This is a genomic window from Pseudarthrobacter sp. NBSH8, assembly GCF_014217545.1.
In the GTDB taxonomy this organism is placed as follows: domain Bacteria; phylum Actinomycetota; class Actinomycetes; order Actinomycetales; family Micrococcaceae; genus Arthrobacter.
Genome location: NZ_CP043178.1, coordinates 1,081,214 through 1,100,959, shown reverse-complemented (window position 1 = coordinate 1,100,959; position 19,746 = coordinate 1,081,214). Strand labels below are relative to the sequence as shown.

Here is a 19,746-nt window from a genome sequence, read left to right as displayed (position 1 = left end):
TGAGCCCTGCCTGCCCTTCTTCATGGGCAGAACACGGTCAAGGCGCTGACCGGCGCCCAAAATCAATTTCTCAGGAGAGAACATCATGAATTGCAACCTTCGCAGAGGGCTGCTCAGCACCCTCTTCGCCGGCGGGCTACTCGCCTTCGGCGCCACCGCAGCCAGTGCCGCGGACACAACGAACGGACCGGACCTTTCCGCATCCGCCCTGGTCTCAGCCGCGGCATCCGTTGACACGACGTCGTTGGGCCTGCTGGGTGGCCCAACGCAGTCGGATACAGCGGATGTCGCTGCTGTAGTCGACGCCAATCTTGGACTCGGCGACGGCCTTCTTGGCAGCACTGACGGCAGCGGAACGGACACCACTACCGCTGACGTAGCTGCAGTGGTCGACGTGAACCTCGGGGACAACGTCCTCGGCGGCACCAACGGCGCTCTCGACGCTGCGGTTGACGTAGATCTGGGCCTGGACACGTCCGGCGTCCTTGATGATGTGAATGTCGGTCTTGATGCATGCGTCATCATCGGCGGCGGACCCGACGGCTGCGGAACCCCGGGTACGGAAACCACCGACCCGGGAACCGGCACGACCGGTGACACTGACACCACCGACCCGGGAACCGGCACGACCGGTGACACTGACACCACCGACCCGGGAACCGGCACGACCGGTGACACTGACACCACCGACCCGGGAACCGGTACTGACGGCACCACGGGAGCTGGCACCACCGGCATCACCGTTCTTCCCGCCGGCAACACCACGGGTTCGGTATCTGCCGCGGTGAACACCAGGGGCAACACCACAAGCCAGGGCGGCGCCACCATGCTGGCCAAGACGGGCATGGATGCTTCCCTTATCCCGCTCGCCCTTATCCTGCTGCTTGCCGGACTGCTGATGCTCAAGCGTCGCCGGAAGGCCTAAGCGGACGTGGCCCTCAGCGGGCGGCGAGAACTAAAACCGTCAACACACCGGCTCGGCCGTTCGCGGCATAACCAGCTTTTCCAATAGGAGGTGGTCACCGGAGAACTCAACTACCTGCAGTAGTCCTTGTGGCCCGAAGGCCTGGCTGAAAGTCCCAATCACTTCTCAGCCGGGCCGTCGGCGTGCCGGCAGACGGCTTAACGGATGCCTTACCGGCCGGTATTATTGGGGAAGAATAGTGCCGCAGCGCACCGGGAGGAACTGGTCATGGTGGCGGATTCGCCTAGCTCCATTAAGAATGAAGTGCTCGGCGGACGCTATCGGCTGGCTGACATAGTCGGCCGCGGCGGCATGTCAACCGTCTACCGCGCCCGGGACGAAAACCTGGGCCGGGATGTCGCCCTGAAGCTCTTTGCCCCACAGGCGCCTGATGCCAATGAGCTCAAGCGCCAGCAAGCCGAAATCCAGCTGCTGGCAACGCTCAACCACCCCAGCCTGGTCACGCTGTTCGACGCAGGCATCGATACGCGCGTCCTGGCCGAACCTCGCCCCTTCCTGACCATGGAACTCGTGGAGGGCCAGGACCTCCGCAGCCGGATCAGGCACAGTGCAGTTCCCCTGGACGAACTTGCAGTCATCGGGGCAGGCATAGCTGACGCGCTGGCCTACGTGCACGGCCTAGGCATTATCCACCGAGACATCAAGCCCGGGAACATCCTGCTCGTGCAGATCCGTCCGGGCGAGCCTTTACGCCCCAAACTCACGGATTTTGGCATTGCCAGGATCGCGGACGCAGCCCGGCTGACCGCCACGGGTACCATGGTTGGAACGGCCGCGTACCTCAGCCCGGAGCAGGCCATGGGTTCTCCCTTGTCGGCCGCCACTGACATCTACTCGCTGGGTCTGGTTCTCCTGGAATGCGTCAAGCAGACCGTTGAGTTCCCGGGCAGCGCAGTTGAATCCGCAGTGGCCAGGTTGCACCGGACGCCCGAGATCCCTGCTGACCTTCCGGCGGAGTGGGCTGATCTGATCCGTTCCATGACTGCCATCGAACCGCTGGAACGTCCCGTCGCGGCCGACGTTGAATCCGTTCTGCGTCAGGCCTTGGTGTCACCCGTGTCAGCACCGGGCGAGCTTGAACCGGAGACAACCCGAGTACTCCCGGCCATGCCGTTCAGGCCACCGTCCATCGCCATCACCGCTGAATCCGACCTGCCGGTAGTCCGGGCCAGCAGGACACAACGGGACGCCACCCGCCGTTCCGACCCGCGCAGCCGGGTCCCGGACTTGTCCCGTCTTCGCTCCACCGGGAGGCGGTTCTGGACGGTCATCGCGCTGGGCGTTCTCTCCGCTGGAGCAGCCGGAACGGCGCTGACCTACAGCCTGGCACCTGAGCCAACGCCCGACGTCGTTCCTTACCCCGCCGTCACCGGCACTTTGGGCGACCACCTCAAGGAACTTCAGGAGAGCGTGAAACCATGAGCAGTGCACGGAATCACCGCTGGCGTTCTGCGGCAGCCCAGGGCCTCACAGCTGTCACAGCCGTTCTGCTGGCCGTTTCGTTGGCAGCGTGCGGCCCGGCTGAGACCGGCCTGCAACGTGATTCCGCCCGCCAACTCCAGGAACGGGTCCTCCGCGTCAGCCAGGCTGCCGCCGCCAACGACCTTTCCGGCGGACTGGCGGCCTTGGAGAGCCTCGAGGTCGATCTCGCGTCCGCTGTGGGGAGCGGAAAGGTTACGGAGGAACGCCGGCGCAGCATCACCACGGCCGCTGCCGCTGTCCGCGCAGACCTGACAGCGGCCAAGGCCGAAGCCGACGCCGCAGCCGCGAAGGCTGCAGAGGACGCGGCCGCGGCACAAAAGCAGGCGGAAGCGGATGCCGCTGCGGCTGAGGCCGCCAAGGTGGCCACGGCACCGGCATCCGATGAAGGCAAGGGAAATAAAGGCAAGGGTAAGGGCGACTGAGGTCAGACGGCGTGGAGGGTTATTAACCCACCCATGCTTCATCCCGTACGATCAAAAAGACGAAAAAGCGGCGCCCCGGTTCCCCGGGGCGCCGCCTCCTAAGGTTCGGTCCCGCTTAGCCCAGGGTCGCAATAACCTTGTTCAGAGTCGCAGACGGACGCATCACGGATGAGGCCTTGGCCTCATCCGGACGGTAGTAACCGCCTACGTCCACCGCTGAGCCCTGCACCGCGGCCAGTTCGCCGACGATAGTGTCCTCGTTGGACGAAAGCTCCTTGGCCACAGCCGCGAACGATGCCGCCAGTTCCGTGTCCTCGGTCTGCTTGGCCAGTTCCTCGGCCCAGTAGCGTGCGAGGAAGTAGTGGCTGCCACGGTTGTCCAGCTCGCCGGCGCGGCGGCTCGGGGACTTGTTTTCCAGCAGGAAGGTTCCTGTCGCCTTGTCCAGAGTGTCTGCCAGGACCTGCGCGCGGGCGTTGTCCGTGGTAGTGGCCAGGTGTTCGAAGCTGACGGCCAAAGCCAGGAATTCACCCAGGCTGTCCCAGCGCAGGTGGTTTTCCTTGAGCAGCTGCTGGACGTGCTTGGGGGCCGATCCGCCGGCGCCGGTCTCGAAGAGTCCGCCACCGTTCATCAGCGGAACAACCGAGAGCATCTTGGCGCTGGTGCCCAGTTCCAGGATGGGGAACAGGTCCGTGAGGTAGTCACGCAGCACGTTGCCGGAGACGGAGATGGTGTCCTCGCCCTTGCGGATGCGCTCCAGGGTGAAGGCCGTTGCCTTCATCGGAGACATGATTTCGATCTGCAAACCCTCTGTGTCATGGTCCTTGAGGTATTCGTTGACCTTGGCGATGAGGTTGGTGTCGTGCGCGCGGGACTCGTCCAGCCAGAACACTGCGGGCGTCTTGGAGGCGCGGGCGCGGGTGACGGCAAGCTTGACCCAGTCGCGGATGGGGGCATCCTTGGTCTGGCAGGCGCGCCAGATGTCACCCGGGGCAACCTCGTGTTCGATCAGCACAGCACCGGAGCCGTCCACGATCTGCACCGTCCCGGCTTCCTGGATCTCGAACGTCTTGTCATGGCTGCCGTATTCCTCGGCGGCCTGGGCCATCAGGCCCACGTTCGGGACGGTGCCCATGGTGGTGGGGTCAAAGGCGCCGTGGGCGCGGCAGTCATCCAGGACAACCTGGTAGATGCCGGCGTAGGAGCTGTCCGGAAGGACCGCCAGGGTGTCGGCTTCCTGGCCTTCCGGGCCCCACATGTGGCCGGAGGAGCGGATCATGGCGGGCATGGAAGCGTCCACGATGATGTCGGAGGGAACGTTCAGGCTGGTGATGCCCTTGTCCGAGTCCACCATGGCCAGGGCGGGACCGTCGTCGAGGCCCTTCTGAATGAGCGCCTTCACACCTGCACGGACGTCCTCCGGCAGCTCCTCGAGGCCGCTCAGGATGGCGGCCAGGCCGTTGTTGGCGCTCAGGCCGGCAGCGGTGAGCTGCTTGCCGTAGGTCTCGAACAGTTCGGAGAAATAGGCCTTCACCACGTGGCCGAAGATGATGGGGTCCGAGACCTTCATCATGGTGGCCTTCAGGTGCGCGGAGAACAAAACACCCTCATCCTTGGCACGGACTACCTGGGCTACCAGGAACTCGTCCAGTGCCGCGGCGCGCATGACTGTGCCGTCGATGACTTCGCCGGCCAGCACGGGGAAGTCCTTCTTCAGGACCTTGACCGAGCCGTCTTCGCGGACCAGCTGGATGGCGATGGTTCCGTCGGCCCCGATGACCACGGACTTCTCGTTCGCGCGGAAGTCGTCAGCGGTCATGGTGGCGACGTTGGTCTTGGAATCCGCGGACCAGGCACCCATGGAGTGCGGGTTCTGGCGGGCGTAGTTCTTCACGGACAGCGGCGCACGGCGGTCCGAGTTTCCCTCGCGCAGGACCGGGTTCACAGCGGAGCCCTTGATCTTGTCGTAGCGGGAGCGGACGGCCGTCTCTTCGTCGGAGGAGGGGTTGTCCGGGTAATCGGGCAGGTTGTAGCCTTGGCCCTGGAGCTCGGCGATGGCGGCCTTCAGCTGCGGGATGGAAGCGCTGATGTTGGGCAGCTTGATGATGTTCGCATCCGGCGACTTTGCCAGTTCACCGAGTTCAGCAAGGGCGTCGCCGATCTGCTGTTCCGGGGTGAGGTAGTCACCGAACACGGAGATGATGCGGCCTGCGAGCGAAATGTCACGGGTCTCCACCTCCACACCTGCGGTCGAAGCAAACGCCTCGATGATCGGCAAGAACGAATAAGTAGCCAGCAGCGGCGCTTCGTCGGTGTGGGTATAGATAATCTTGGACATGCGCGGGCGTCTCCCTGGAGGTCGGCTGATTTTTTGGAAATTTGTTCTATTTCACCACCCCTAACTTACCTGAGTACATGCCGTTGGACCCTACCCACAGCCGTAGGCGCCGCTCCGTTACTGCCGGATTACAGCGTTGGAAAACACACGACGGCGGGGCGCACACCGGGCGGCAAGCCGCCGTCGCGCGGTGCTTACAGGAGTTTCGGGCGTAGCCCGCCAGGGCACCAGTTCAGTCAGCGCCTCCTGTGGGGAACATCACTGGGCCAGATCTGCGCATACTTGGGATCGCGGCGGCGAAGCTCCGAGGTTGCGGTGAAAGTGTGAACCGGGTCAACGTCTCGTAGCCGTAAGGCTTCAGCCTGGGCTGCCAGGCCGTTGGCAGCCTCCTGCGGGTCGGCGGCGGAGAAGTGACGGCCACGGGCGGCGGACTTCTTGGCTGGTCTACGGAAGGAAAACATGGCGAGGGCCCCAAATCTCTTACGTGTCCGGAGCCCAGTCGGACAATCATTGCTGTGCTTCAAAATTAGTCCTGAACGTCAGTCCCCGCCAGAACCGGCGCCCGATCTAAAGGCGGTCTGCGGGATTTTTGTGGTCACGCTGCGGCTTTCGTGCAGGTCAGGGCCTGACCATACATGAGACGTCACTACTATTTACAAAGTTGTCATAGCCGGATAAATTCGGTAGGTCACTCGGCGGGCTTGACTGGAGCCCTCCCCCACCCGTTTAGACAGGACAACCATGACACGTACGAGGTCTCTGGCTACCAGCCTTCTGAGCCTTTCCGCAGCCGCGCTCCTGGCGTTGACCACGGCCGGCGGAGCATCGGCAGCACCGACCCCATCCGGGGACAAAGGGCAAGCCTCCGTCACCAGCACTGCAGTGGACAGCACCGGTGCGGCAGACTACTGGACATCAGACCGCATGCGCGCCGCGATTCCCGGTGACGTCTTGGCCAGCAAGGCACTGGAGCGCGGCAACACGTCCAGCGCCGCGACGGTGGAGAAGGGCAAAAACACCAAGGTCCCGGCCGCCAAGGGCAAGACCACCATCGCCGTCAACGAAAACCCCGTCGACCACATCGGCAAGGTGTTCTTCACCCTCGGCGGCACCAACTATGTCTGTTCAGGCAACGCCGTGGTTTCGGCCAACAAGAGCACCGTCGCCACGGCCGGCCACTGCCTCAACGAGGGTCCCGGAACTTTTGCTGCCAATTTCATTTTTGTTCCTGCCTACCTGAACGGCGCCGCCCCCTACGGCAAGTGGACCGCCAACGCCCTTTACGCCCCCGGCCAGTGGAGTGGCTCAGGCGACATGCAGTACGACACCGGCTTCGCGGTCGTCAACCAGCTCAACGGCCAGTACCTCTCTGACGTCGTGACCGGATCCGGCGTCGAATTCAACGCAGCCCGCGGCCTGACATACAAGTCCTACGGCTACCCCGCAGCTTCGCCCTTCAACGGCGAGACGCTCAAGAGCTGCTACGGCACCGCGTCGGACGACAGGCGCAATCCCCAGTTCAACTCGCAAGGCATAGCTTGCGATATGACCGGCGGATCCTCCGGCGGTCCCTGGTTCATCCAGGGCAGCACCCCCGAAACCAGCGGTTCTAACGGCCTGCAGAACTCCATCAACAGCTACGGATACAACAGCGGTTCCGCCGTAATGTACGGCCCATACTGGGGCACCGTCATCCAGCAGACCTACGCCAGTGCGGCCGCTTCCTAAGGAAACCTCGCCAGGCGGCGAATCCGTCAGCCACAGCGAGCTTGCCGCGTCGCACGAGGAGATCCTCGAGTACTGGACCAAACAGCGAATGGCCGACGCAAAGCCCCGGGAGCTCCGGCTTCCGGAAGGAGGTCCGCGCCTCATGCAGGGGGGCGCGGACCCCATACAACGTCCTTCGTAGCTGCCCATTAAAGCCCGACGGCGCCTGTCCCTTGCTGGGGACAGGCGCCGTCGACGTTAACCGTGGGCGGGAGCCGGTGGGTGGGCCCACGCCGGCGAGGGACCCGGTGGGGACTAGTGGAAGAAGTGGCGTGCACCCGTGAAGTACATGGTGACGCCGGCCGCGTTGGCTGCGGCCACGACTTCCTCATCCCGGACGGAACCCCCCGGCTGCACCACGGCGCGGACTCCCGCGTCGATCAGGATCTGCAGGCCGTCAGCGAACGGGAAGAATGCGTCGGAAGCAGCGACGGCACCGAGAGCGCGCTGCGGTGCGCCGCTGGCGTTGGCGTTTGACGCACCGCCAGCACCTTCGACGTCGGACTCCACCGAAACGCCCAGTGTGTTGGCCCGCTCCACGGCCAACTTGCAGGAATCCAGGCGGTTGACCTGGCCCATGCCGATGCCAACTGCGGCACCGTGGTTCGCGAGCAGAATGGCGTTGGACTTTGCGGCGCGGCAGGCGGTCCAGGCGAAGGCGAGGTCCGCGAGGGTCTTTTCGTCAGCGGCTTCGCCTGCGGCGAGGGTCCAGTTGGCGGGGTCGTCGCCGTCGGCGTCCACCTTGTCGCTCATCTGTACCAGGACGCCGCCGGAAACCTGGCGCATTTCTGCCGGGTAGCGGCCGTAGCCTTCGGGCAGGGCCAGCAGGCGGATGTTCTTCTTCTTGGCGAGGATCTCAACGGCCTCGGGCTCGAAGTCCGGGGCAATGACAACCTCGGTGAAGATGCCGGCGACGGTCTGTGCCATGGCGGCGGTGACCGTCCGGTTGGCAGCGATGACACCGCCGAAGGCCGAAACGGGATCGCAGGCGTGTGCCTTGGCGTGGGCATCAGCGATCGGGTCTGCAGCACCCGCGGAACCAACGGCGACACCGCACGGGTTGGCGTGCTTGATGATGGCGACGGCAGGCTCGGCGAAGTCGAACGCGGCGCGGAGGGCGGCGTCGGCGTCCACAAAGTTGTTGTAGCTCATGGCCTTGCCGTGCAGCTGGTCGGCCTGCGCGATGCCGGCCGGGGCTGCCTTGTCCACGTACAGCGCAGCCTGCTGGTGTGGGTTTTCCCCGTAGCGGAGGACCTCGGAGCGCTCCAGCGACAGGCCGGCGTAGGCAGGCCAGTCGATAATGCCGTCGCCGTCTTCATCCAGGAACTGGCTGGCAGTCCAGGTGGCAACGGCGTTGTCGTAGGAGGCGGTGTGGGCGAACGCCTTGGCGGCGAGCCGGCGTCGGGTCTTCAGGTCAAAGCCGCCTTCCGCGGCGGCGATGACCACGGATCCGTAGAACGTGGGGTCAACAACAATGGCGACGGCGGCGTGGTTCTTGGCTGCCGATCGCACCATCGCGGGGCCGCCGATGTCGATCTGCTCAACGACATCGTCCTGCGGGGCGCCGGACTTCACGGTCTCAACGAACGGGTAGAGGTTCACCACCACCAGGTCGAAGGTTTCGATCTCCATTTTGGTCAACGTGTCCATGTGGGCCGGGACGCGGCGGTCGGCCAGGATGCCGCCGTGGACGCGCGGGTGCAGGGTCTTGACGCGGCCATCCAGCATTTCGGGGGACCCGGTGACTTCTTCGACCTCCTGGACCGGGATGCCGGCCGCGGCGATCTTCTTGGCCGTGGAACCGGTGGAGACGATCTTCACGCCGGCCGCGTGCAGGCCCTTCGCGAGCTCCTCCAGACCGGTTTTGTCGTAAACCGAGATCAGCGCCCGGCGGATGGGAACACGGTCGATGGATACACGGTCAGGCTGCGTGACGCTCACAAAAAGTCTCCGTCTGATCTCGCGGAACAGTGCCGCGGTTGGTGGGGATAGGCCCAGTTTATCGTGTTGCGCAGGTTGCCCCGCTTGCCGGCGGCAGTGTGAACGTCAGTGGGCACGGTTAGAGTTTTCACAGGAGGCTGCGATGAATACTTACACCACTGTGCCCAGCGGCGAACAGGTGGTCCAGGAACTGCCCTGGCGTTGGAAAGTCCAGGGCAGGATCTTCGTGATCGGCGGCCTCGGCTTTATGTTCGATGCGTGGGACGTGACGCTCAACGGCATCCTGATTCCGCTGCTCTCGACGCACTGGGCCCTGGCCCCCGGCGAAGTGGCCTGGGTGGGTACGTCCAACCTGATCGGCATGGCCGTGGGCGCGTTTGTGTGGGGCACCATCGCGGACACGATCGGGCGGAAGAAGGCGTTTACGGCCACGCTGCTGATCTTCTCGCTCTTCACCGTGCTGGGCGCGTTCTCCCCCGATTTCATCTGGTTCTGCGTGTTCCGATTTATGGCCGGCTTCGGTCTGGGCGGCTGCATACCAGTGGACTACGCGCTGGTGGGAGAGTTCACACCACGCAAGCAGCGCGGGAAAGTCCTCACCGCGATGGACGGCTGGTGGCCGATGGGCGCGGCCCTTGCCGGCTTTGTCTCAGCCGGGCTCGTGGCCGTGTTCGGCGACTGGCGGCTGACCATGCTGGTGATGGTGCTGCCTGCTCTTCTCGTGTTCTGGATCAGGCGCAGCGTTCCGGAGTCACCGCTGTTTCTCATCCGCAAGGGCCGCCGCGACGAAGCGGCCAAGGTCATCGACGCCCTCGTGGCCGCTACCGGTGCCGAACCCCGTGCCTACAGCCTTCCCGACGCCCAGGAAGTCCCGCGACTCTCCGTGGGCAGCGCCTGGCACCAGCTGCGGCTGGTGTGGCAGTTCAACTGGAAGATCACCACCGCGGCGTGGGCTTTGTTCTTCAGCATCCTGCTGGTCTACTACCTGTCCCTGACATGGATGCCGCGGATCCTGATCGGTGCGGGTTTCGCCGAATACAAGGCATTTGTGACCACGGCGTCCATGGCGGCGGTTGGGCTTTTGGGTGTTGTTGTTGCCGCGCTGCTGGTGGAGCGTGTGGGCCGCAAATGGATCCTTGCCATCACGGGCCCGCTGTCCGCGCTGACCCTGGTGATCGTGGCGATTGTGGTGGACATCCCGACGGCGGCGGTGTTCTGGCTGCTGGTGTTCGGCTTTGTGGTGCAGATAGCGATTCCGGTGCTCTACGCCTATGTGTCAGAGCTCTATCCGACCGAGCTCCGCGGCACTGGTTTCGGCTGGGCATCGACGTTTTCGCGGCTGGGGGCAGGTTTTGGGCCGCTCATTTTCGCGAACTACTTCTGGCCCGAGCTAGGTCTGGCCACGTCCTTCGCCCTGGCCGGCGGGCTGGTGCTGGTGGCTGTCCTGTGGATGGCGTTCTTCTCCCCTGAGACCAAGCAGCGCCGCCTCGAGTAGCCCCGTCGTCGCCCGAAAATCAGGCGGCCGCCAGGGCAGCCAGCGTGTTGACCAGAAGGCGGCGCTCCACGACCTTGATGCGTTCGTGCAGGGATTCTTCGGTGTCCCCCGGTTCAATCGCCACGGCTTCCTGGGCGATGATGGGCCCCGTATCCACCCCGGCGTCGGCCCAGTGCACCGTGCAGCCGGTGACCTTGACACCGTAGGCCATGGCATCGCGGACGCCGTGGGCGCCGGGGAAGGCGGGCAGCAGGGCCGGGTGGGTGTTGAGGTACTTGCCGTCGAAAGCTGCGATGAAGTCGGCGCTGACGATGCGCATGAAGCCGGAGGAGACCACCACGTCCGGGGCGTAGGATGCCACCCGGGCGGTCAGCGCGGCATCCCATTCGTCGCGCGTGGGGAAGGAGTTGAAGTTGACCACAAATGTCTCCAGCCCGGCTTCCGAGGAGCGTTCGACGCCGTAGGTCCCCTCCCGGTCGGCACCCACCGCCGCGATTTCCACGTCCAGCTCCCCTGCCATAACGGCGTCGATGACTGACTGGAGATTGGACCCGGTACCGGAAACGAGGACTACGATGCGCATGGGTCTAGCTTATGGGCACGCTCGCGTAGGCTGGAAAACATGAACAACACCCCGGAACCGGCTGGCCAGCAACGGACCAAACAGCCGCTCAGCGAGGCCGCCAAGGACTCGCTCACCAAAACCCGCAACCTGTTCCGGACCTTTATTGTTACCGTATTGGGCGCCTTCTTCGTCTACCAGCTCGACGTCAGCTACCTCTGGCTCACCGGCATCCTGACCGCCGCGAGCTTTGGGCTGGGTATCCTCCTGCTGGTCCGGTCGGTCAGGCTCAAGGAGTCCAAACTTGTCCTGTTCGGCACCATCTCGGGACTGGTGGTGTCGCTGATCCTGCTGCTGGTCATCCTGACGACGGCACTGTTCTTCCGCCAGGTCCAGGACTTTCAGACCTGCTCGCGGCAGGCCATCACGGACCAGGCGCTCTCCAAATGCCGGATCCAGCTGGAAAACTCGCTGCCCGGGCTCCCGTAGCATCCCCAAGCCAACGCCAGCCCCAGCGGCAGCCAGGAAAGACTAGCGGCTCAGCTGAGATTCCTCATCCACGTGCTGCTGGCGTTCCAGCCACGGTCCGGCCGCGTAACCGATCACGACGCCGATGCCCACCTCCGCGGCAATCCAGAGTCCCATCCACAAGGGGTCCGGTCCGATGGAGGTGAGGCGGCCGAGGCCGGCAGAGCCGCGGGCCAGCCAGGCCAGCCCCGCGGCCAGCAGCCCGGACACAACCCCTACCAGCGCGCCGAGGGCAAGCGTGGACACCGTGGCCGTGAACCAGCGCGCGTCAATCTTGATGGAGAGCCATTCGTCAAAGTGGTTTTCGCCTTCGCGCAGGAACCACCAGCCAGCCAGGATACCCGCCAATACCGGCACTGCCAGGGCCACGAACCCGTAATCCAGCGGACCCGACGGGATGGCAGCGAAGACCGGGATGGACGGGAGCGGCCCGGTGGCGGTGCCCAGCGGACCCACCTGCGAGCCAACGCCCAGGGCAAAACCCGAGCCCGAGACCCAGGCCAGCGCAAAAACCACCAGGTTGGGCAGGTACCCAAGCTGCGCGATGGTGAGCGCCGCACCTCCTACCGCGCCGGCGTCGAGCGCTTCATAGACGGCAATAACCAGGTTCCAGTGGATGAAGAGGTCCACCGCCAGAAGCGCACCTGCGAGCGCAAACGCCGCCAGTAACGCGACACAGCCCGCCTTGGCCGCGGAGCCGAAATACGAGCCGGCCCAGCGGGAATGCTGACTGGTGCGCGAGATCCAGACCACGGCGTCGACGCCGATCAGCCGGCTCCATGAGCCTGCCTCACGTCGGGCCCCGATCACCATGCCGAGGGCGAACGGGATCAGCGGGATGAGCATGGCGAACCAGATGTTGATGACGACGTCGGCGGTGCGGCATACAAAGCCGGTGGCCGCGCCGAACGCCGAGTAGACCAGCCAGGACCCGAGCAGCGCCTGCCACAGCTGGTCCGTATAGGAGGCCCGGGCAAGGCGTCGCCCCGCGCGCCAGGCGAGCAGGAATGGAATCAAGGTCAGGCCGAGGGGCACCAGGGTCAGCAGGCCGGAGCCTGAACTGCCGGCTACGCCAGCCTCACCGGAGACAACGGTGAGCTGCAGCGGCACCCCGTGAATCAGCAGCCAGCCCTGGCCGGCGAGGCGGGCCAGGGCATCAAAGGCGGTGTTCTGGAACCCGGCTGTGGCCCAGACGGCCACAATGGGTACCACCGCCAGGAGCGCGGAGATGATGGCGGCCTGCGCCGTTTCGAGGCCTCCCTGCAGCCACAAGGGCATGGGAAGGCCACGGTCTCCGGTCTGATCAGCGCGCAGTTTCATCGTGTCCCATGGTGTCACGGCCGGGCCGTCGGACCGGGCTTCGACTGGCTCATTTTCCCTGCGAGACGTGCCTCACCACAGTTCGTAGTCCGCGGTGCTGATCATGAACCCGCGTCCGGTGCTGAGGTGCGCGCAGCCCATGCGTCCCGCGGTGCCACGTCGCTGAGGAGATGGCAGGACGCACCTACGGCCCCGATGGAGCACTGCATGTCCTTGTTCACCGACTGCACCACCACCGGGAGTGTGGCCCGCCACGGCTTCACATTCACCGCGGGCAGGAGCTCCTCGGCGCGGTTCAGGGGCCGGCCCGCGGGCGTTCCCGGCGACGAGGTAGGCGGAGTTCCAGCAGCCGGAGTCCCCGGCGGAGTCCCCGGCGGAGTCCCCGGCGAAGCAGCGGACGACGACGGCGGTAAGGCCCCCGCCGGTGATGGCGCCGACATCGGGAGTCCAGTCTGTCCAGGCTTGATCCGGCGCTTTTTTCACAGGACCGCCGTAAAATTGGAATGTCCGCAATCACGGTTGGAGGCAGAAAAATGACTACCGCATCCCCACATGCACACGGCGTTCATTTTGGGCGCGCAGACGTCCAGAACGCCGGCATGGGAGCAGGTATTGTCTTGTTGTTGGTGGGTGTCCTGGGATTTATCCCCGGCGTCACCACCCAGTACAGCGAATTGATGTTCCTGGGACCTGATTCCCATGCGATGTTCCTTGGCCTCTTCCAGGTGTCCATGCTGCTCAATATCGTGCAGTTGGCCATTGGTGCCACGGGCTGGGCGATGGCCCGGACCGAACATGGCGCACGGAACTTCCTCATCGGGGCAGGCGCACTGTACATCGTCCTCGCCATTTTCGGTCTCAGTGTCGGTGTGGGTTCGGCGGCCAATTTCCTGTCGCTCAACATGGCTGACAACTGGACCCACTTGGTGCTGGGCGCAGTGATGGTTGCTGCTGGCTGGCTGTTCTCACGGAACATGTCCGGCGAGAGGAAATAGCCCGGAAATGACAGGCCGGGATACAGGAGCCGCGAATGAGAAATGATCCATAAGTTCTGAATTTTCGTCCTACTGCCGGTGCAGTTGCCGCGTTCCGCGAACAGCTGCACCGGCTTCTTTGCGCCCACGCAACCCGCCGACGGCGACGCGGGGCCCCGACGGTACGCGGCTAGCGGGCGTGGAGGTCCGGAAACGAGGCCCACCCGCTGACGCGAACCGGCAGTACTAACGTCAAAATTCGGTTTTGCGGGTATTAGCTGCCGGTTCGCACGTGGAAGTCAGGGCCGCAAGTGGCTGTCCGCGCCAAAGGCGTCACAGGCCTTTGGGCCTGCAACAATGGCCCCATGAGCGACATCATCCTGGGCTGGGACCCGGCCGGCCGGAACCGCTGGAACTACGCGGCCGTTATCGAACAGGTCGCCGCGACAGGGCTGCACCCGGAGCCCTGGAGCGTGGGCCGAAGCGTTGCCGCCGGCACCGGCGTGTGGCTGGTCCTGATGGGAGCCCACGGTCCCGGTTTGATCGGCCATGGCGTTGTCCTGTCGGAGTCCGCGCCCACCCCGGATCAGCCTGAATGCACCGTGCAGGTGGCGTTCGATGCGCTCATGCCGCTGGGCGACCACGTGCCCGCCGCGGTCCTCGACGAAGCGGTGCCTGGCGTCGCATGGGATAGCGCCGAAACCGAAAGCATGGCGCTCGGACCTGGCGATGCGGCGGCCATCCGCAGCGTTTGGGCCACACACGGGCCAATGCAAGGACCGGACCCCACCCAGCCTGTGCCCGGCACGTACCCGGAGACCGCCGTCGTGCGCGTCAGCGCCAACCGTTACGAGCACGATCCCGAGGCGCGGCGGGCCTGCATCGCGCACCGCGGCACCAACTGTGCGGCCTGCGGGTTCTCCTTCGATTTGGCGTACGGGAAGCTCGGCAAGGACTTCATCGATGTCCACCATGTGGTGCCGGCGTCCCAGCTTGGCATCGGCTATCTGCTGGACCCGCTCACGGACCTGGTTCCGCTGTGCGCCAACTGCCACGCCATGGCGCACCACGGGGTGACCACGCCCCGCACGGAAGCGGAGCTGCGGCAACTCATGGCCACCGCGGGCTTCCTCCGCGGAACCACCGTTGCCCCTGAGGAGATCGAGGCCCAGCGGGTTGCCCGCGAGATCCTCGGCAAATAATCAAACAGCCCGGGCTCTGGACTCTTGGGCGGGTGCGAACGGCCAACGCCCGCCGGACGGAGCTGACTGCGCAGGCGAACGCCACCGCTGCTGCAGCTGCGGCACTGCGAAGGCGGCTGACCTCGAGGGCTGATCTGTTAACCCAACCTTTCCCTCCGCTCAACCCGCGTGACCCCGCCCCGTCAGGCGGCGCGCCCACCGTGGAGGGGTGAGGATCGCAATTGTTGCCGAGTCATTCCTGCCGCTGATGAACGGGGTGACCCACTCCATCCTGAGGGTGCTTGAACACCTGAAGGACCAGGGTCACGAGGTCCTGGTCATCGCCCCTTCCACCCATGCGGTCGCCGAGTTCGCGGGACCCGCCGAGGTGGTTCACGGCGCAACGGTACACCGGGTTCCTGCCGTTCCGCTGGCCGGCTACACCAACGTGCGAGTGGCGATGGGCGGTGTGTACCGGGTCAAGCGAATCCTTGCCGACTACGCACCCGACGTTGTCCACCTCGCATCGCCGTTCATCCTCGGGTGGCGTGCAGTGCAGGCCGCGCATCAGTTGGGGATCCCCACCATAGCCATCTACCAGACAGAGGTTCCCAGCTACGCCGCCCGGTATGGTGTGCCGTACTTGGAGAACTGGGCGTGGAACCGGGTGGAAAACATCCACCTGCTGGCCACCCGGACCCTGGTGCCGTCCACTTTCGCGCTGAACCAGTTGCGCGGCCGCGGGATTCCGCGGGTAGGCATGTGGCGGCGCGGTGTGGATACCGCGCGGTTTTCGCCGGAAAAGCGCGACGCCGGGTGGCGGGCAACGGTTGCCCCCGGCGGTGAGCGGATCATCGGCTACGTGGGCCGGCTGGCTGTTGAAAAACAGGTGGAGGACCTCGCCGCGCTCGCCAGTGTCCCGAATTCCAGGCTGGTGATTGTGGGCGACGGACCCCAGCAGTCCGCGCTGCAGGAAGCCCTGCCGGACGCCGTGTTCACGGGGTTCCTCGGCGGTGAGGAGCTGGCGAGGGCGCTGGCGTCCTTCGACCTTTTTGTCCATCCCGGCGAGTTCGAAACGTTTTGCCAGACCATCCAGGAGGCAATGGCATCGGGGGTACCGGTGGTGGCCACCGGGCGCGGCGGGCCCCTGGACCTGGTGGAAAACTCCCGCACGGGCTGGCTGTACCGGCCCGGCGACCTGGCCGGCTTCCGAGCCCGGGTGATGGACCTGATGGGCGACGACGCCAAGCGCCGCGCGTTCGCCACGGCAGCGCACGCCTCGGTCCAGGCACGGACTTGGCCGGTGCTGTGTGCCCAGCTCGAGGAGCAATACCGCGAAGTACTGTCTGTGTCCTCTATCTCCGGAAGTGTAGCGTCCCTGTGAAAATATCGGTGATCGGCTGCGGCTACCTCGGCGCAGTGCACGCCGCCACGCTCGCATCCATGGGCCACACCGTGGTGGGCATCGACGTGGACGCCGCCAAAGTGGACCAGCTGGGGCGCGGCCTGGCCCCCTTCTTCGAACCCGGCCTGGACGAACTGCTCCGTGACGGACGCAGCACCGACCGCCTCACGTTCTCCACCGACGTCGCCGCTGCCGCCGGCGCCCAGGTCCACTTCCTGTGCGTCGGGACACCGCAGTCCAAAACGTCCGACGGCGCCGACCTCACCTTTCTCGTTTCAGCCACCGAGGCGCTGCTCCCGCACCTGGCGAGGGGCGCCGTCGTCGTCGGTAAATCAACGGTGCCCGTGGGCACGGTGGACATGCTCCAGGGCGTCCTTGCAGGGCGGCCGGACGTGCAGCTGGGCTGGAACCCGGAGTTCCTGCGCCAAGGCACCGCGGTGAAGGACTCGCTGGTGCCGGACCGGCTGGTCTACGGCGTGGCGGGCGGACGCACCGCGGCGTTCAACCCCAGGACGGGGGCGCCGCGTGGGGTGACGGCTGCGCTGGATGCCGTATATGAGCCGCTGCTGAACGCCGGCATTCCGCGACTGGTGTGCAACTTTGCCACCGCGGAGCTGATCAAGTCGGCCGCCAACGCCTTCCTGGCCACGAAGGTCAGCTTCATCAACGCCATCGCCGAACTGTGCGACGCGTCCGGCGCGGACGTGGCCGAACTCAGCGAGGCTATGGGCATGGACCCGAGGATCGGCAACCGCTACATGCATGCCGGGCTGGGCTTCGGCGGCGGGTGCCTGCCCAAGGACATCCGCAGCCTCCGCAGCCAGGCCGCCGCGCTGGGCGTGGACCCGGTCAACGACTGGATGGGCGTGGTGGATTCCATCAACGTCCGTCAGCGGACCCGGACCGTGTCGCTTGCCGCGGAGCTGTGCGGCGGCGGGCTCTCCGGACGCGCCATTACCATCCTCGGCGCCTCCTTCAAGCCAGAAACCGATGACATCCGCGACTCCCCCGCCCTGGACGTCGCGGCCCAACTGGCAGCCGCCGGCGCGCACGTCACGGTGACCGATCCGAAAGCCGTGAACCACGCGTGGCTGCGGTATCCGCAACTGCGGTTCGAAGCCTCCGCAACGCGGGCTTTGGAAGGTGCGGAGCTGGTGCTCTTGCTCACGGAATGGGACGAATACCGTCACCTCGACCCTGCCGCTGCGGGCGCTTTGGTCCGACGCCGGGTGGTCCTGGATGCGCGAAACGTACTGGACGTTGTGGCTTGGCAGGCGGAGGGCTGGGTGGTCCGCGGCCTGGGCACCAACGCCGCTGCCGCTGCGGGTCAGGTTTCCGCGCCTGGCCTGACGGGAATGCGTAACTCTTAGCCCGTTTCCACCGCCGCGGCCCAGCAGAAGCCTGAATTCCCGGGCCTCCATTCCCAAGGGCCACTCAAAAGTCACGCATTTTTTGTACCGGGATCACAACCCGCCCTTTATGATGTGCGTGGGGGTGGTAGCGCATGGGGGGTTCCAGGCGGCGGGACGAAGATGTGGGCGCGCAAAACTTCGGCGCGCTTCTTGATGCCAGCCCGGACGCACTCATAACGGTCAACGCGGACGGAACCATCAAAATGGCCAACGCGGCGGCCAGCAAGCTGTTTGGCTACACGCGCCATCAGCTGATCGGCAGCGACCACGGGCTGCTCCTGTCGGACGGGTTCCGGAATACGGACTGCACCGGGACGGTACAGAGTTCGCCGCCGAGGTGGCAGGCGCACGGCTGGACAACGGCGGATCCCAGGTCTTGCTGGTCTCGTCCCGGAGCACGCGACTCGTTGCAGGGATACCTTTTCTCGCTGCCGGAGTCCGGCCATCGGCTGGAGCTGGCCGGGCGGCAGGCGGAAGACGCCCTGGCAGCCTTGGCGGCACGGCGGCCAAAGACCGGCTGACCGGAGCATGTTATCCGCCTGCGGGAGGACAATGAACCTATGGACGTCGTTGTCATCGAAACACGGCCGCTCGGGGACCGCAGCTACCTGGTCCACGACGGCGAGGTGGCCCTGGTCATCGATCCGCAGCGGGACACGGACCGGGTGGAGGCCGCGGCCGCGGACGCCAACGTCCGGATCACCCACGTTGCTGAAACCCACCTGCACAACGACTACCTCACTGGCGGGCTCATCCTGGCCCGGGCGCACGGTGCCGAGTATCTGGTCAGCGCAAACGACGACGTCGGGTTTGAACGCACACCAATAGCCGACGGCGGCACGGCCCAGGTGGGACGGCTCACCGTGAAGGCCCTGGCCACTCCCGGCCACACCCACCACCACCTCAGCTATGTGGTCAGCGACGGCGAGCAGCAGGCCGTGTTCTCGGGCGGCAGCTTGCTGTACGGGTCGGTGGGGCGCACCGATCTGGTCAGCGGCGAGGACACGGAACGGCTCACCCACGCCCAGTACTCCTCGGTCCGCCGTCTGGCCGCCGAGGCCAAGCCGGACGCAGCTTTGTACCCCACGCACGGGTTCGGCTCGTTCTGTTCGTCCGGGCCGGCGTCGAGCGTCCACGCCTCCACGATTGCCGAACAGCAGGAGGCTAACCACGCGTTTACGGACGCCGATGAGGACCACTTTGTGCGGGAGCTCATCAACAACCTGACCGCCTACCCGTCCTACTACGCGCATATGGCCCCCGCGAACCGGACGGGACCGGGGCCGGCGGACCTCACCGTACCGGAATCCGTAGATCCGGTGGAGCTCAGCCGCCGGCTTGCCGACGGCGAATGGGTGGTGGACCTGCGCCACCGCGTGGCCTTCGCCAGCAGCCATCTGCAGGGCTCGGTGAGTTTCGAGTACGGCCGCGGCTCCAGCTTCACCGCATACCTGGGCTGGGTCCTGCCCTGGAACCAAGGGCTGACGCTGGTGGGACCAGTGGAGGACGTCGAAAAGGCCATCCGGGACCTGACCCGCATCGGCATTGACTCCCCCGATGCCGCCCTCGGAACGGACCCGTCGGAACTCGCCCCGGGCACCGCGGTCGTGCATTATCCGCGTGTGGACTGGACCGAAATGCTGCACGGGCGCGGGCCCGCGGACGTGGTGCTGGACGTTCGCCGGACGGATGAGTACGACGCCGGCCACCTCGCCGGGGCGGTGAACATCCCGCTGCATGAGCTGCTGCCGCGGATGGCCGAGATTCCGGCGGGCACGGTGTGGGTGCACTGCGCCACCGGATACCGCTCCGGGGTGGCGGCAAGCCTGCTGCAGCGCGCGGGCCGGGAGGTAGTTCATGTGGACGCGAAGTACGGTCCTTCTTGACTTGTGAGGGATATCATAGGGATGCGTCTCTGCCCAGGTCTCGGGCGGGCC

General features: G+C 65.6%; 16 protein-coding genes. 12 read left to right on the top strand and 4 right to left on the bottom strand.

The window, feature by feature from the left end:
• Positions 1–85 precede the first annotated feature (85 nt).
• The 3 genes from FYJ92_RS05105 (at position 86) to FYJ92_RS05095 (ending at position 2,889) form a co-directional block, all read left to right on the top strand.
• Positions 86–925: an LPXTG cell wall anchor domain-containing protein gene (locus FYJ92_RS05105; protein ID WP_185262884.1), complete on the top strand. Its 840-nt coding sequence runs from the start codon at positions 86–88 to the stop codon at positions 923–925.
• A 267-nt stretch (positions 926–1,192) separates the two neighbouring features.
• Positions 1,193–2,407 carry a serine/threonine-protein kinase gene (locus FYJ92_RS05100; RefSeq protein ID WP_185262883.1) on the top strand — a complete coding sequence of 405 codons (1,215 nt, stop codon included), beginning with the start codon at positions 1,193–1,195 and terminating at the stop codon, positions 2,405–2,407.
• Entirely contained in the window at positions 2,404–2,889 is a 486-nt protein-coding gene (locus FYJ92_RS05095) for a hypothetical protein (protein WP_185262882.1), read from the top strand. Before FYJ92_RS05100 ends, FYJ92_RS05095 begins: the two co-directional genes overlap by 4 nt.
• 115 nt (positions 2,890–3,004) lie before the next feature.
• Here FYJ92_RS05095 and FYJ92_RS05090 read toward each other — a convergent pair whose 3' ends face one another.
• Positions 3,005–5,224 carry an NADP-dependent isocitrate dehydrogenase gene (locus tag FYJ92_RS05090; RefSeq protein WP_185262881.1) on the bottom strand — a complete coding sequence of 740 codons (2,220 nt, stop codon included), beginning with the start codon at positions 5,222–5,224 and terminating at the stop codon, positions 3,005–3,007.
• A 741-nt stretch (positions 5,225–5,965) separates the two neighbouring features.
• On the opposite strand from FYJ92_RS05090, the gene FYJ92_RS05085 reads away from it, so the two are divergent.
• On the top strand, positions 5,966–6,952 hold the full coding sequence (locus FYJ92_RS05085; RefSeq protein ID WP_185262880.1) for a serine protease: 987 nt from the start codon (positions 5,966–5,968) through the stop codon (positions 6,950–6,952).
• 294 nt (positions 6,953–7,246) lie between these two features.
• Here the strand turns inward: FYJ92_RS05085 and purH are convergent, their stop codons facing one another.
• The gene (gene purH / locus FYJ92_RS05080; RefSeq protein ID WP_185262879.1) at positions 7,247–8,932 is read right to left on the bottom strand and encodes a bifunctional phosphoribosylaminoimidazolecarboxamide formyltransferase/IMP cyclohydrolase; all 1,686 of its coding nucleotides are present in this window, start codon (positions 8,930–8,932) and stop codon (positions 7,247–7,249) included.
• 142 nt (positions 8,933–9,074) lie between these two features.
• On the opposite strand from purH, the gene FYJ92_RS05075 reads away from it, so the two are divergent.
• Positions 9,075–10,427 (top strand): MFS transporter, encoded by a 1,353-nt coding sequence (locus FYJ92_RS05075; RefSeq protein WP_185262878.1) that lies wholly within the window; start codon positions 9,075–9,077, stop codon positions 10,425–10,427.
• Positions 10,428–10,446: 19 nt separating this feature from the next.
• On the opposite strand, the gene purN is transcribed toward FYJ92_RS05075, so the two are convergent.
• Positions 10,447–11,010, bottom strand: a complete 564-nt coding sequence (purN, locus tag FYJ92_RS05070; protein WP_185262877.1) for a phosphoribosylglycinamide formyltransferase — start codon at positions 11,008–11,010, stop codon at positions 10,447–10,449.
• 39 nt (positions 11,011–11,049) lie between these two features.
• Between purN and FYJ92_RS05065 the strand changes: the two genes are divergently transcribed.
• Positions 11,050–11,478 carry a hypothetical protein gene (locus tag FYJ92_RS05065; RefSeq protein ID WP_185262876.1) on the top strand — a complete coding sequence of 143 codons (429 nt, stop codon included), beginning with the start codon at positions 11,050–11,052 and terminating at the stop codon, positions 11,476–11,478.
• A 42-nt stretch (positions 11,479–11,520) separates the two neighbouring features.
• Here the strand turns inward: FYJ92_RS05065 and FYJ92_RS05060 are convergent, their stop codons facing one another.
• Positions 11,521–12,837 carry a DUF6350 family protein gene (locus FYJ92_RS05060; protein ID WP_185262875.1) on the bottom strand — a complete coding sequence of 439 codons (1,317 nt, stop codon included), beginning with the start codon at positions 12,835–12,837 and terminating at the stop codon, positions 11,521–11,523.
• A 533-nt stretch (positions 12,838–13,370) separates the two neighbouring features.
• Between FYJ92_RS05060 and FYJ92_RS05055 the strand changes: the two genes are divergently transcribed.
• The 6 genes from FYJ92_RS05055 to FYJ92_RS05030 all read left to right on the top strand — a co-directional run bounded on the left by FYJ92_RS05055 (position 13,371) and on the right by FYJ92_RS05030 (position 19,695).
• Positions 13,371–13,832 (top strand): DUF4383 domain-containing protein, encoded by a 462-nt coding sequence (locus FYJ92_RS05055; RefSeq protein WP_185262874.1) that lies wholly within the window; start codon positions 13,371–13,373, stop codon positions 13,830–13,832.
• 344 nt (positions 13,833–14,176) lie between these two features.
• Positions 14,177–15,013, top strand: a complete 837-nt coding sequence (locus tag FYJ92_RS05050) for an HNH endonuclease (RefSeq protein WP_185262873.1) — start codon at positions 14,177–14,179, stop codon at positions 15,011–15,013.
• Positions 15,014–15,221: 208 nt separating this feature from the next.
• Positions 15,222–16,376, top strand: a complete 1,155-nt coding sequence (locus tag FYJ92_RS05045) for a glycosyltransferase family 1 protein (protein ID WP_219729687.1) — start codon at positions 15,222–15,224, stop codon at positions 16,374–16,376.
• Positions 16,373–17,767 (top strand): UDP-glucose/GDP-mannose dehydrogenase family protein, encoded by a 1,395-nt coding sequence (locus FYJ92_RS05040; RefSeq protein ID WP_185262872.1) that lies wholly within the window; start codon positions 16,373–16,375, stop codon positions 17,765–17,767. The genes FYJ92_RS05045 and FYJ92_RS05040 overlap by 4 nt, the downstream gene beginning before the upstream one ends.
• A gap of 134 nt (positions 17,768–17,901) precedes the next feature.
• Positions 17,902–18,330 (top strand): PAS domain S-box protein, encoded by a 429-nt coding sequence (locus FYJ92_RS05035; protein WP_255482319.1) that lies wholly within the window; start codon positions 17,902–17,904, stop codon positions 18,328–18,330.
• 39 nt (positions 18,331–18,369) lie between these two features.
• A complete protein-coding gene (locus tag FYJ92_RS05030; RefSeq protein ID WP_185262871.1) occupies positions 18,370–19,695 on the top strand; it encodes a rhodanese-like domain-containing protein in 1,326 nt (441 codons plus the stop codon).
• Positions 19,696–19,746: the final 51 nt, after the last annotated feature.

Excerpts from the sequence above, each read along its gene's own strand:
- FYJ92_RS05105 (WP_185262884.1), top strand. The coding sequence starts at position 86 with ATGAATTGCAACCTTCGCAGAGGGCTGCTCAGCACCCTCTTCGCCGGC.
- FYJ92_RS05100 (WP_185262883.1), top strand. The coding sequence starts at position 1,193 with ATGGTGGCGGATTCGCCTAGCTCCATTAAGAATGAAGTGCTCGGCGGA.
- FYJ92_RS05095 (WP_185262882.1), top strand. The coding sequence starts at position 2,404 with ATGAGCAGTGCACGGAATCACCGCTGGCGTTCTGCGGCAGCCCAGGGC.
- FYJ92_RS05090 (WP_185262881.1), bottom strand. The coding sequence starts at position 5,224 with ATGTCCAAGATTATCTATACCCACACCGACGAAGCGCCGCTGCTGGCT.
- FYJ92_RS05085 (WP_185262880.1), top strand. The coding sequence starts at position 5,966 with ATGACACGTACGAGGTCTCTGGCTACCAGCCTTCTGAGCCTTTCCGCA.
- FYJ92_RS05075 (WP_185262878.1), top strand. The coding sequence starts at position 9,075 with ATGAATACTTACACCACTGTGCCCAGCGGCGAACAGGTGGTCCAGGAA.
- purN (WP_185262877.1), bottom strand. The coding sequence starts at position 11,010 with ATGCGCATCGTAGTCCTCGTTTCCGGTACCGGGTCCAATCTCCAGTCA.
- FYJ92_RS05065 (WP_185262876.1), top strand. The coding sequence starts at position 11,050 with ATGAACAACACCCCGGAACCGGCTGGCCAGCAACGGACCAAACAGCCG.
- FYJ92_RS05060 (WP_185262875.1), bottom strand. The coding sequence starts at position 12,837 with ATGAAACTGCGCGCTGATCAGACCGGAGACCGTGGCCTTCCCATGCCC.
- FYJ92_RS05055 (WP_185262874.1), top strand. The coding sequence starts at position 13,371 with ATGACTACCGCATCCCCACATGCACACGGCGTTCATTTTGGGCGCGCA.
- FYJ92_RS05050 (WP_185262873.1), top strand. The coding sequence starts at position 14,177 with ATGAGCGACATCATCCTGGGCTGGGACCCGGCCGGCCGGAACCGCTGG.
- FYJ92_RS05035 (WP_255482319.1), top strand. The coding sequence starts at position 17,902 with ATGGGGGGTTCCAGGCGGCGGGACGAAGATGTGGGCGCGCAAAACTTC.
- FYJ92_RS05030 (WP_185262871.1), top strand. The coding sequence starts at position 18,370 with ATGGACGTCGTTGTCATCGAAACACGGCCGCTCGGGGACCGCAGCTAC.